The 12,010-nt window shown below is 69.6% G+C and carries 13 protein-coding genes; 1 reads left to right on the top strand and 12 read right to left on the bottom strand.

Annotated features, from left to right (window positions below; all coding sequences use genetic code 11):
- Window positions 1–59: 59 nt before the first annotated feature.
- Both C8K38_RS05830 and C8K38_RS05825 read right to left on the bottom strand, forming a co-directional pair.
- Window positions 60–1,193, bottom strand: a complete 1,134-nt coding sequence (locus C8K38_RS05830; RefSeq protein ID WP_097210391.1) for a sialidase family protein — start codon at window positions 1,191–1,193, stop codon at window positions 60–62.
- 104 nt (window positions 1,194–1,297) lie between these two features.
- Entirely contained in the window at window positions 1,298–2,380 is a 1,083-nt protein-coding gene (locus tag C8K38_RS05825; RefSeq protein WP_097210390.1) for an alpha/beta fold hydrolase, read from the bottom strand.
- Window positions 2,381–2,425: 45 nt separating this feature from the next.
- On the opposite strand from C8K38_RS05825, the gene C8K38_RS05820 reads away from it, so the two are divergent.
- Complete coding sequence (locus C8K38_RS05820; RefSeq protein ID WP_097210389.1) at window positions 2,426–3,250, top strand: poly(ethylene terephthalate) hydrolase family protein; 825 nt, start codon at window positions 2,426–2,428, stop codon at window positions 3,248–3,250.
- On the opposite strand, the gene C8K38_RS05815 is transcribed toward C8K38_RS05820, so the two are convergent.
- The 10 genes from C8K38_RS05815 to ddaH form a co-directional block, all read right to left on the bottom strand.
- Window positions 3,226–3,417: a hypothetical protein gene (locus tag C8K38_RS05815; protein WP_097210388.1), complete on the bottom strand. Its 192-nt coding sequence runs from the start codon at window positions 3,415–3,417 to the stop codon at window positions 3,226–3,228. The genes C8K38_RS05820 and C8K38_RS05815 overlap by 25 nt on opposite strands.
- A complete protein-coding gene (locus C8K38_RS05810) occupies window positions 3,414–4,652 on the bottom strand; it encodes a hypothetical protein (RefSeq protein WP_097210387.1) in 1,239 nt (412 codons plus the stop codon). The genes C8K38_RS05815 and C8K38_RS05810 overlap by 4 nt, the downstream gene beginning before the upstream one ends.
- Complete coding sequence (locus C8K38_RS05805) at window positions 4,649–4,894, bottom strand: hypothetical protein (protein WP_143548381.1); 246 nt, start codon at window positions 4,892–4,894, stop codon at window positions 4,649–4,651. Before C8K38_RS05805 ends, C8K38_RS05810 begins: the two co-directional genes overlap by 4 nt.
- A gap of 74 nt (window positions 4,895–4,968) precedes the next feature.
- Entirely contained in the window at window positions 4,969–6,804 is a 1,836-nt protein-coding gene (locus C8K38_RS05800; RefSeq protein ID WP_097210385.1) for an acyl-CoA dehydrogenase, read from the bottom strand.
- Window positions 6,805–6,892: 88 nt separating this feature from the next.
- Window positions 6,893–7,096 carry a PspC domain-containing protein gene (locus tag C8K38_RS05795; RefSeq protein ID WP_077040870.1) on the bottom strand — a complete coding sequence of 68 codons (204 nt, stop codon included), beginning with the start codon at window positions 7,094–7,096 and terminating at the stop codon, window positions 6,893–6,895.
- Window positions 7,097–7,280: 184 nt separating this feature from the next.
- On the bottom strand, window positions 7,281–8,621 hold the full coding sequence (gene glmM, locus C8K38_RS05790) for a phosphoglucosamine mutase (protein WP_097210384.1): 1,341 nt from the start codon (window positions 8,619–8,621) through the stop codon (window positions 7,281–7,283).
- A gap of 118 nt (window positions 8,622–8,739) precedes the next feature.
- Window positions 8,740–9,264, bottom strand: a complete 525-nt coding sequence (gene rpsI / locus C8K38_RS05785; protein ID WP_097210383.1) for a 30S ribosomal protein S9 — start codon at window positions 9,262–9,264, stop codon at window positions 8,740–8,742.
- A complete protein-coding gene (gene rplM, locus C8K38_RS05780; RefSeq protein WP_097210382.1) occupies window positions 9,261–9,704 on the bottom strand; it encodes a 50S ribosomal protein L13 in 444 nt (147 codons plus the stop codon). Before rplM ends, rpsI begins: the two co-directional genes overlap by 4 nt.
- 196 nt (window positions 9,705–9,900) lie before the next feature.
- Window positions 9,901–11,127, bottom strand: a complete 1,227-nt coding sequence (gene rocD, locus C8K38_RS05775) for an ornithine--oxo-acid transaminase (RefSeq protein ID WP_097210381.1) — start codon at window positions 11,125–11,127, stop codon at window positions 9,901–9,903.
- Window positions 11,124–11,993, bottom strand: coding sequence for a dimethylargininase (gene ddaH, locus C8K38_RS05770; RefSeq protein WP_245221164.1), 870 nt, complete (start codon window positions 11,991–11,993; stop codon window positions 11,124–11,126). The genes rocD and ddaH overlap by 4 nt, the downstream gene beginning before the upstream one ends.
- Window positions 11,994–12,010: the final 17 nt, after the last annotated feature.

Raw genomic sequence — 12,010 nt, 5'->3', positions numbered from 1 at the left:
GGGTACTGGGCTGCCGAACCCCTGCCGACCGGGAGGGCGTGGGCGCCGGGTGACCTGGGTCACGGTGCGACCGGCCCGGTGCCGAACAACGCCGTGCACACCCCGTTGTGCAGTTCGACGGCGACCTGCAGAACCCTGGACCCACCCGCGACCGGCAGCAGCGGAGAGCTGTAATTCGCACAGGTCTTGTTCTTAGCGCTCGGCGCCGCCACCGGCGCCGGGATCTCGAACCAGTTGCCGGCCCCGAAGTTGTCGTTGGCGAGCAGGACCCTGCCGTTCTTCGCCGACGGCTTGCCGTCCTTGCCGACGTAGGTCTGGCCGCCGAGCACCAGTCGGGTGCCGTTCGGCCCGCCCGGCACGGACTGCAGGTACGGCGAGTGCTGGAAGTAACTGCCGTCGGCGGTGGTCACCCTGACCCCCGGGTCGGTCGTCGCACCCCAGTTGACGCCGTCGTGCGAGACCTTGACGTACGGGCTGCAGTACTCGGCGCCGAAGTTGCACATCTCGTAGGTCGAGGCGAACCGTCCGTCCGCCAGCCGGGTCACCACGGCCATGCCGGGACGCACGCGCTGCGGATCACGCGCGAGGATCACCTGCTTGTCGACCCAGTCCAGGCCGTTGACGGAGGACACCCTGCTCAGCACCTGTGAGTGCCGCGGCATCTCGGTCTCGTCGGCGTAGTACAGCCACAGGGTGCCCGCCGCGTCGACGACGAACTCGGGCTCCCAGACGCCCTCGTGGTTCGGGGACCTGGCAGCGACGCCCAGCGGCACCCAGTCCCGGCCGCCGTTCAAGCTCGCCCACACCTTGATGGCGATCCGCCTGTCACGGCCCGCCTCGTACCCGACCGTGCCCGCCCACAGCAGCGTTCCCGGAGGCAGCAGGCCGGCCTGCTGCGGCACCTCGAAGAGGGTGCTGCAGCACAGCCCCGAGTTGGCCTCGGGGTCACGGACCGCGCCGATCGGATGGAAGCTGGCGCCGTCGTCGGTGCTCTCGAGGATCGGAGAGAAGTAACCCTGCGCATCGCGGCTGGTCATCGACGCCAGGATCGTGCCCGACTGCTTGAGCCGGACCAGGCGCGGATACTCCCCCACCCCGAGCACCGAGGGACCCGGTTGCGCTATGGCGGGGGTGGGACCGGCGACCAGGAGAAACAGGAACGAGAGTGCGAGACAATATGCTGCTCTGCGCAAGGTGCACCGTCCGGATAGTCGGGAAGTCCCGCGAATTCAAACAGACCGGAACCCCCGATCGTGATGCTTTCGCGACATTCCGATTCCGGGTGCGCAACCGGCAGTTATTGTGCTGTGATATCCGGCTCGGACCTGGTCAGGAAGTCGGCCAGTGCGGGCCACATCGTCTCGCGGGCCGCGCGACCGGTGAGCACGCCGAGGTGCCCGCCGGGGAACGCACCGAAGCGGACCGATGGCGCCCCTGTGAGCAGTTCGGTGAGGTGATGGACGGCCTTCACGGGCGCGAGCCCGTCGCCCGCGCCCGCGATGACCATGGTCGGTACGTCGATCTCGCTCAGACTGACCCGCCTGCCCCCGATCTCCATGTGGCCGGTCGCGAACTCGTTCGACCGCATCACCACGTGATAGAGCTGGCCGAAGGTGCGACCCGGGTACGCATACATGCTGTTCATGAAGCGGTCCACCGCCTCGAGCTGCTCGAGGTGGTCCCTGTCGTCGAGGTTCGCGAGAACGGTGAACGGCCTGGTCAGATACTTGTCGACACTCGCCGCCTTGAAGCCGAGGCTGGTCAGCGGGGCCGGGATGTTTCCGAGCGCCCGATAGAGGGGCGCAACGGTATAGGGACCGAACAGCCGGTCGAGCGGACGCAGGGTCGCGAACAGCGGAACCTGCCGCAGGTCGAACGGGCTGGCGATCGGGGTCAGTGAGGCCAACGGCAACTCCGGATGTGCCGCGGCCGCATAGACGGCGAAGATCCCGCCCAGCGACCAGCCCGCGAGGTGCACGAGCGCGCCGCCCGCGTCGTCACTGACCACCTGCACCGCATCGGGGATCACGTCGTCCACCCAGTGCTCGAAGCCGCGGGTCCGGTCCTGGAAGTTCACCGGGCCGTAGTCCACGACATACACGTCACGACCGGTTTCCATCAGGTATTCCACGACGCTGCAGCCACGGCGCAGGTCGAAGGCGACAGAGGTGGCCGCCAGCGGCGTGACCAAGAGCAGGGGCACACCCGTCGCCGCACGGTCGGCGGAGCGGAACCGGCGGATCGTGCGCTCGGCGTTCGAGTCGACGACCTCCGACGGCGTCGGCCGCAGGTCCGCCAGCCCGTTCGACCCGAGTCGGGCGCACACGTTCTCGAACGCGCGGGTCAGATCGCGGGGCACCGGTACCGGAATGCCAAACACTTGTCGCTTCTCCCTCGTGGTTCTCGATCGGATACGGTCATCCTCGTGGCGCCGACTCCTAAGACCCTGGCCTCTCAGCTATCTAAGCGCGGTCCGCACAAGGTGCTGCGCGGCGACCTCTCCCTCGCGGGCCAGCCCGGTGTGGTGTACACACCGGCGGAAGGCTTCTCGCTGCCCGCGGTCGCGTTCGCGCACGGCTGGATGACCGGCGTCGACCGGTACGCCCAGACCCTCACCCACCTCGCGTCCTGGGGCCTGGTAGTGGCCGCACCCGCCACCCAGCGCACGCCGGTCCCCTCGCACCTGGGCCTCGCCGCGGATCTGCGGACCGCGGTCGACATCTGTGCGGGCGTGCGCCTCGGCCCCGGGAAGATCAGCGTCGACGCGACCCGGGTGGCCTACGCCGGCCACGGCATGGGGGCGGGCGCTGCGGTGATCGCGGCCGCCCAGCACGGCCCGGCCGCGGCCGTCGCCGCACTGTTCCCGGCACCGACCTCGCCGTCGGCCGAGAAAGCCGCAGCCACCCTCGCGGGTCCCGGGCTGATCATCGCGGGCGACGAGGACATCGATTCGCTGAACTGCAATGCCCGCTCGATCGCCGAGGCCTGGGGCGGACAGGCGATCCTGCGGACGGTCGACGGCGGCTCGGCCGGCGGACTCCCCGAGGGCCGCAGGATGCTCGGCGCGCTCGGACTCGGCGGTTCCGAGCGCCGGACGCAGAAGACGACGCGCGCGCTGCTGACCGGATACCTGCTCTATCACCTGCTCGGCGAGACCCGGTACGAGCAGTTCGCGCTGCCAGGCGCCCACCTCCCTGGCTCCCTGGCCGTCGAGCTGGCCGCCGATCAGACGAGCCAGCTCACCGGGTAGCCGTCGGCCGGCTCCGTCTCCGCGGCCGGTGAGTCCACTGCCGCGGAACACAATTGACGCGAACGCGCCTCGGCGGCGAGGTTCGCGTCCGCGATGGCGACCCGGATCCGCTCGAGCGCGGCGGAATGCTCGGCGAGCACCGATTCCGCCCTGAGCCGGTTCCTCACAGCGGACCGGCCTCGGCCAGTTCGGCCCCCGATTCCGGCGCCGGGTCGGCGGGGCGCTCGTCGACGGTCGACGCGGGGGCCTTGGACCTGCCGTCGCGGGCCTGCCGCGGGGTCGGTACTGGCGGCATGGGTTCGGGCGCCGGGGCATCCGACACCGGGGGTTCGGGCACCGGGTGATCCCCCTGGTCGGCGGCGGGATCGGGCGACGCAGGCGGTTCCGGCGGTTTCGTGATCGGCGCGGATTCGGTTGCCCGCGAATCGCATTCGCACAGATTCGGTTCACCGTCCGCTCCGATCTCGACACGGTAGGTTCTCGGCTCGCCATCCTCCCGCACCAGCTGCAGGGTCTGGCCCTCGGTGGTCTCGACGACGACCATCGTCACCGTCGGTTCGGCGGCCGCCACCGGCGCGACGGGCGACTGCGCGGGAGCCGCCGGGGTGAATCCGGCGACGGGATCGTCCACCCGGTCGACCGCACCGAATCCGTCCGGATCGGAGCCGGCGAGTTCCATTGCGTCCGAGACCAATCGGTGCGCGCCGTCGATCGCCCTCGCGGTCGCGTCGCACAGCTCGAGGACACATGAGAGCTGCGCCTGCACGTGCGGCACGAACACTTCACTCAGCCACGTCGAGGTGAGGTCGACGGCGACGTCGAGAAGCCGGTCGCCGACCAGCGCCCCGGAACGCACCACGGACGGGATCATCGGGGTCAGCTCGGCGAACAGACCGGACGCCTGCCGCAACAGCCCCCACGCGTTGTCGCCGGACTCGAGCCGCACGACCGCGATCATCAGGTCGATCTCCGCCGGGGTGCGCCCCGCGATCTGCGTCGCGTCGAGTTCGTCCATCACGGTGGCGTTCGCCGCGACCACCGTCGCGATGACATCGGCGGCCGCCAGCAGGGCAGCGTGCACGCCTGCCATGGCCTCGGTGCTCGCGCGGGCGCGATCGAGGTCGGCGTCGAGCGCCGCCAGCGCCGAGTCGGCCGCGACGCCCTCCCACCCGGCCGCGAGGCCGAGGATCAGCTGCTGCTGCGCGTCGCACTGCGCGCGCATCGTGTCGACCGCGGCCCCGACGACGTCCGCGTCCGCGCGCAGCGCCGCGAGATCGCTCACGGCGAGTCCGAAATACCGCTCGCTGAGCTGGTCGTAGTCGATCGTCGGCTCGGTCACGGACCCCAGCCTCGGCAGGAACCGGGCGAAGTACGCCAGTTCGTCCGAAGCGGCCGGATTCACCGGTCCGCCCCGCCGACGGTCCCGGCGTTCTCCCTTTCCTGCCACGCATACGCGGCGATCGCCGCATCCAGCCGGTGCGCGTTCGACCTCGTCGCCTCCGCCCAGGCCAGCACGGGACCGGCGAGCCGTTCGTCACGGCTCCGCAGCGCCGCCGCCGCCGCGTCCAGCGCTGCCGCGGAGGTGACGAACCCCGCCGTGACGGTTCGCAGCGCCGCCACGTCCAGTTCGAAACGCTCCCCCACCACGACTCCCCCCGCCGGATACACCTGTCAGGAGTACAGACGCAGCCGGTGCCCGTTCGGTTCCCTCCGGTGACCTAGAAGGCCTCTTCCTCCAGCTCCATGATCTCGTTGTCGATCGACTCGAGGATCACCTTCGTCGCGGCCAGGTGCGGCAGGACATTCTTGGCGAAGAACGACGCGACCGCGACCTTGCCGCGATAGAACGACCGATCCTTGGCCGGTGCGCCACCGTCGAGGGCGGTCAGCGCCACCTCGGCCTGAGCCAGCAGACGCCACGCGATGAGCAGGTCTCCCACGGCGTACAGGAAGCGCACCGAGCCGAGTCCGACCTTGTACAGCTCGGACGGCTGCTGCTGAGAGGCCATCAGGTAGCCGGTCAGGATCCCCGCCATCTCCTGCACGTCGGTCAGTGCGGTCTCGAGCAGCGCCCGTTCGGTCTTGAGGCGGCCGTTGCCCGCGGCGCTGTCGATGAACTGGCGCACCTGACCCGCCACGTGGGCGAGCGCGACCCCACGGTCGCGGGCAATCTTCCGGAAGAAGAAGTCCTGTGCCTGGATCGCCGTGGTGCCCTCGTAGAGGGTGTCGATCTTGGCATCGCGGATGTACTGCTCGATCGGGTAGTCCTGCAGGTAGCCGGAACCACCGAGGGTCTGCAGGCTCTCGGTGAGCAACTCGTAGGCCCGCTCGGAGCCGACGCCTTTGACGATCGGCAGCAGCAGATCGTTCACCCGCTCGGCGAGCTCGGCGTCGGCACCGGACACCAACTCGGCGACATCGGCGTTCTGATGCGCCGCGGTGTAGAGATACACCGCGCGCAGGCCCTCCGCGTACGCCTTCTGCATCGCCAGGCTGCGGCGCACGTCGGGATGGTGGGTGATGGTCACCCGGGGCGCGGACTTGTCCGTCATCTCGGTGAGGTCCGCGCCCTGCACGCGCTCCCTGGCGTAGGCCAAGGCGTTCAGGTATCCGGTCGACAGCGTCCCGGCAGCCTTGGTGCCCACCATCATTCGAGCGTTCTCGATCACCTGGAACATCTGGGCGATGCCATTGTGTACCTCGCCGACGAGCCAGCCGACGGCCGGTACATCGGTGGCTCCGAAGGTCAGCTCGCACGTGGGTGAGGACTTGATGCCCATCTTGTGCTCGACACCGGTGACGTACACGCCGTTGCGATCGCCGAGTTCGAGGGTGTCCGGATCGAAATGGACCTTCGGGACGTAGAACAGGCTCAGGCCCTTCGTCCCCGGGCCCGCACCCTCGGGACGGGCCAGCACCAGGTGGAACAGGTTCTCGGCGGTGTCCCCGACGTCGCCGCCCGAGATGAACCGCTTGACGCCCTCGATGTGCCAGGTGCCGTCGGTCTGCTGGATCGCCTTCGTGCGGCCCGCACCGACGTCAGACCCGGCGTCCGGTTCGGTCAGCACCATGGTGCCCGCCCACCCACGCTCGAATCCGGCCTTGGCCCAGTGCTTCTGCTGTTCGGTCCCGACGGTGTAGAGCACGCTGGCCATCAACGGCCCCATGTTGAAGAAGCTCGCCGACCCGTTCGCGGCGACCAGCATCTCGCCGATCGCCCAGACCAGGGGGGCCGGAGCGGGCACACCGCCCATGCCCTCGGGCAGGCCGAGGCGTGACCACCCGGCCTCGTTCACCGCCTCGACGGTCTTGCGCAGTGAATCGGGGACGACGATCGCGTGGTTCTGGGCGTCGAACTCGACGGGATGGCGATCCGCGTCGACGAAGGACGCGGCGACCGGCCCCTCTGCCAGCCTCGCGACCTCCGCGAGGATGTTGCGCACGGTGTCGGCGTCGAGGTCGCCGTAGGCACCACCGTCGAGCAGCTTTCCGATCCCGAGCACCTCGAACAGGTTGAACTCAATATCGCGCACGTTGCTCTTGTAGTGACCCATCTCGCCGAACCCTCCCTAGTCGTCGATTCGCAAAGAAGCCTGCCCGACAAGAGATTCAGTACGCAACCGTAGGTAGCGGGACGCCCGCTCAGAACTCGCTCTTCGGGATGAAGATCCACATCGCCAAGTAGATGAGGAACTGCGGGCCCGGCAGCAGACAGGAGGCGACGAAGAGCGCTCGCACCAGCCACGGCTTCCAGCCGAGGTACTGGGCGAGGCCGGCGCAGACGCCGCCGAAGATGTTCCCGGTGCGGGCACGAGTCAGGCGACGGCTGGTGGTCTGGGTGGTCATGGTGCTCCCTTTCGTCGGACGGTGCAGCGGCTCGCTGCGTTGTCCTCCACTATTCGGGAGTCGATGTCCTCACCGCATCGCGCTGAGGGTTGATTTCGGCATCGGGGTATCCCCTTGGAGGATGAGTCGAAACCCCTGGCCGGTTCGGGGTTCACCCCTAGTCCGCGACCACGGACGCCGCGCCCTAGACCGAGGCGACACGGTCCGCGAGCCCATCGGCCAGCTTCTGCGCGATCTCGATCTCGGTGGCCTCGACCATCACCCGCACCAGCTGCTCGGTGCCGGACGGGCGGAGCAGCACGCGGCCGGCCTCGCCGAGCATCGCCTCGGCCTCGGCAACCGCCTCGAGCACTGCGGGCGCGCAGGCGACCGCGGCCTTGTCGGTGACCTGGACGTTGACGAGCACCTGCGGCAGCGTGCGCATCACCGCGGCCAGCTCACGCAGCGACTTGCCGGTCTGGGCCATCCGGCCCATCAGCCTGAGCCCGGTGAGGACGCCGTCGCCGGTGGTCCCGAAGCCGGGCAGCACCACGTGTCCCGACTGCTCGCCGCCGAGGCTGAACGAACCGTTGCGCAGCTCCTCGAGGACGTACCGGTCGCCGACCGCCGTCGTGCGGACCTCGATACCCGCCTCACGCATCGCGATGTGCAGGCCGAGGTTGCTCATCACCGTCGCGACCAGGGTGTTCTGGGCCAGTTCGCCGGACTCGCGCATCGCGAGGGCGAGCACGCTCATGATCGCGTCACCGTCGACCACGGAGCCGGTGGCGTCGACGGCCAGGCACCTGTCCGCGTCCCCGTCGTGCGCGATGCCCAGGTCAGCGCCGTGTGCGAGCACCGCGGCCTGCAGCTCTTCGAGGTGGGTGGAACCGCAGCCGTCGTTGATGTTGAGGCCGTCGGGATCGGCGTGGATGGCGATGACCCGCGCGCCCGCCGCCCGGTAGGCCTCCGGGCCCACCGTCGAGGCGGCGCCGTTCGCGCAGTCCACCACCACGGTCAGCCCGTCGACACGGTGGGTGGTGGCGCGAGTGAGGTTCTCGAGGTACCGCTCGGCCGCGTCGGTCGCGGTGCGGACGCGACCGATGCCGGCGCCGGTCGGCCGCGGGATCAGGTCGCGGTCGGCGATGGCGGCCTCGATGCGGTCTTCCGACTCGTCGTCGAGCTTGTGACCGCCCGCCGCGAAGATCTTGATGCCGTTGTCCGGCATGGGGTTGTGCGAGGCGGAGATCATCACGCCGAGCGCGGCGTCGTAGGCGCCGGTGAGGAAGGCGACGGCAGGAGTGGGCAGCACGCCGACGTTGATGACGTCGACGCCCGCCGCGGTGAGCCCGGCGGTGACGGCCGCCTCGAGCATCTCACCGCTCGCGCGGGGGTCCCGTCCGAGGACGGCGATCGGTCGGGGCGCGCCCCGCTCGGAGAGCGCCAGCACAGAGGCTGCCGCCCCCGCGATCCGCAGCGCCAACTCGGCGTCTAGCTCCGCATTCGCCAAGCCGCGCACGCCGTCCGTACCGAACATCCGACCCATGTAAACAGACCCCTCTGTCTTTGCTACGACAAGAGCAGGCGTCCGGTACTGCTGGACGCCTGCTCTTGTTGGTGAACAGGTGCCGATGCCGACCCTCGGGGCCGGCATCGGCGACACATCAGCGCTTGGAGTACTGAGATGCCTTACGGGCCTTCTTCAGGCCGTACTTCTTGCGCTCGACGGCGCGGGCGTCACGGGTGAGGAAGCCGGCGCTCTTGAGGGCCGGGCGATCCTCGGGGGTGACCTCGATCAGGGCGCGGGCGATGGCCAGACGCAGGGCGCCTGCCTGTCCGGACGGTCCGCCGCCGTGCAGGAGGGCAACGATGTCGAAGGACTCGGTGCGCTCCACGGTGACGAGCGGGGCCTTGATGAGCTGCTGGTGCACCTTGTTGGGGAAGTAATCCTCCATGGTGCGGCCGTTGAGCTTGAACTCGCCGGTGCCGGGGACCATGCGGACGCGGACGACCGCCTCCTTACGACGGCCGACGGTCTGGATCGGACGATCGATGTAGATCGGGGCTGCGGGGGCGACTGCCGCCTCGGCCTCGAACTCCTCGACGATCTCGGGCTGATCCGCGGAGTCGAACTCCTCCACCACGGTCTCCTCGACAACGACCTCAGCGGTCTCGTTCTGCTCGGTCACTGGGCCACCTGCTTGATCTCGAACGGAACCGGCTGCTGCGCGGCGTGGGGGTGATTCGGGCCTGCGTAGACCTTCAGCTTGCCGGCGATGGCGCTGCCGAGCTTGTTCTTCGGGAGCATGCCGACGACGGCCTTCTCCACGAGGCGGTCGGGGGTCCGCTCGAGGACCTCGCCGACGGTGCGGGACCGCAGGCCACCCGGGTATCCGGAGTGGTTGTACAGGAGCTTGCCGTCGCGCTTGTTGCCGCTGATCGCGACCTTGTCGGCGTTGATGATGACGACGAAGTCGCCGCCGTCAACGTGCGGTGCAAAGGTGGGCTTGTGCTTGCCGCGGAGCAGGTTCGCTGCCTGCACGGCAAGTCGGCCGAGCACCACGTCAGTGGCGTCGATGACGTGCCACGTGCGGGTCACATCTCCGGCCTTCGGGGTGTACGTAGACACAGAACTTCCTCGTCATATCGTGTAGCTGCTGGCCACAGCGTGTGGTCCGGATGATCTCGGCGGCCAGTGGAGACCCGAGAACCCGCACTACAACGGGCACGTGAGTGCCGCGCCGTACCGCACGCCGACGTAGAACCATACCGCGCAGGTCAGGGCCTGGTCAAAGTCGGTCCCGGTGGCTCACCGATCCCGTGGCTCACCGCTGGCCGAGCGCGTCCGCCAGCTGCTCGACCGCCCAGGTGATCTCGTCGCGCTCGATGACGAGCGGCGGCGCCATCCGGATGGTCCCCTCGTGCGCGTCCTTCGCGAGTACCCGGCGGGCGAGCAAACGCTCGCAGACGACCCGGGCGCCCGGCTGACCGGCCGCCAGCTGCACGCCTGCCCACAACCCGCGCCCGCGGACCTCCGAGACCTGTTCCTGCGGCAGCTGCCCGAGCAGATCGTGCAGATGGGCGCCCAGTTCGCGGCTGCGCTGCTGGAACTCCCCCGTCTCCAGCAGCCGGACCACCTCGCTGCCGACCGCGCAGGCGAGCGGGTTCCCGCCGAAGGTGCTGCCGTGCTGACCGGGGCGGATCACCTCCATCACCGACCGGTCCGCCACCACGGCGGAGACCGGGATCAGCCCACCACCGAGCGCCTTCCCGAGGATGTAGACGTCGGGGACGACGTTCTCGTGATCGCAGGCGAAGGTGTCGCCGGTCCGGCCGAGACCGCTCTGGATCTCATCCGCGAGCATGAGGATCGAGTGCTCGTCGCACAGCGCCCGGACCGCGGCGAGGTAGCCGTCGGGCGGGACCAGCACACCTGCCTCGCCCTGGATCGGCTCGATCAGGACGGCCACGGTGTTCGGGGTGACCGCGGCCGCGAGCGCGTCGAGGTCGCCGTAGTCGACGGTGAGGAAACCGGGTGCGTACGGGCCGAAGCCGTCGTGCGCATCGGGGTCGGTGGAGAACCCGACGATGGTGATGGTCCGGCCGTGGAAGTTCCCGGCGAAGGTGATGATCTCGGCGCGGTCGGCGGCGACACCCTTGACGTCGTACCCCCAGCGCCTTGCCAGTTTCAGCGCGGTCTCGACGGCCTCGGCCCCGGTGTTCATCGGGAGCACCGCCTCCTTGCCGCACAGCCGGCTCACGTCCTCGCAGAACCCGGCGAACGCCTCGTGCTGGAACGCGCGGCTGGTGAGCGCGAGCGTGCCGAGCTGCGCACGGGCGACCTCGACCAGTCGCGGGTGCCCGTGCCCGAAGTTGAGCGCCGAGTACCCGGCCAGCATGTCGAGGTACTCGACGCCGTCGATGCCGCGCGCCCAGGCACCGCGCGCCGAGTCGATGACCACCGGCAGCGGATCGTAGTTGTGCGCGCTGTGCGCCTGGGCCCGCGCGAGTTCCGCGAGCGTGCCCGCGGTCACCGGCACCCGCGCGTTCATCGGGCCGCCTGTATCTCGCGATAGCCGCGGAGTTCGAGGGTGCAACATTTGATCCCACCGCCGGACTTGAGGAACTCCGAGAAGTCCACCGGGACCGGGGTGTACCCACGCTCGGCGAGCAGGCCGGCCAGCCGCTGCGCCTGACTGGGCAGCACCACGTTGCGGCCGTCGCTGACCAGGTTGAGGCCGAGCCACCGGGTGTCGGCCTCCTCGGCGATGACGGCGTCGGGGAACAGGTCTCGAAGGACCGCGAGGCTCTCGGGGGCGAATGCCCCCGGCAGGTAGGCGACGGTGCGATCGTCGAGGACGCCGAGCGCCGTGTTGAGGTGGTAGTACCGGGGATCGATCAGCCGCAGGGTGACCACCCGGCGGCCCAGGTGCCGGGCCACCTCGGCGTGCGCGCGCTCGTCGGTGCGGAACCCCGTTCCCGCGCAGACGATGTCGCCGACCACCAGCAGGTCGCCCTCACCCTCGTTGATGTACCGAGGACGGGTGGGCCGGAACAGTCCGTTGGCGCGGAACCAGCGCAGCACGTGGTCGGCCTCCGCGGCCCGCTGTTCGGTTCGGTACCGGGCACCGAGCGCGACCCCGTCGATGACGAGGCCGCTGTCGGTCACGAAGACCATGTCCGGGAGCCCCGGCACGGGATCGATCGTCAGGACCTCGTGTCCGAGCCGCCGATAGGTCTCGACCAGGTGCTCCCACTGCGACATCGCCAACGCGGTGTCGACGGGATCCTCGGGTCGCATCCACTCATTGATGCTGTAGACCACGTCGAAGAAGGTCGGGGGGCACATCAGGTAGCTCCGCGGCCGCGCGCGGCGGGCGTCCGTCGGGCCGGGATCGGCCCCTGCGGTCTGCGTCATCCCCTGCCCCTTTCGGC

The sequence above is a fragment of the Rhodococcus sp. OK611 genome, assembly GCF_003050885.1.
GTDB lineage: Bacteria > Actinomycetota > Actinomycetes > Mycobacteriales > Mycobacteriaceae > Rhodococcus_G > Rhodococcus_G oryzae.
The sequence above is the reverse complement of the archived record's forward strand: the minus strand, read 5'-3'. Positions and strand labels throughout refer to the sequence as shown.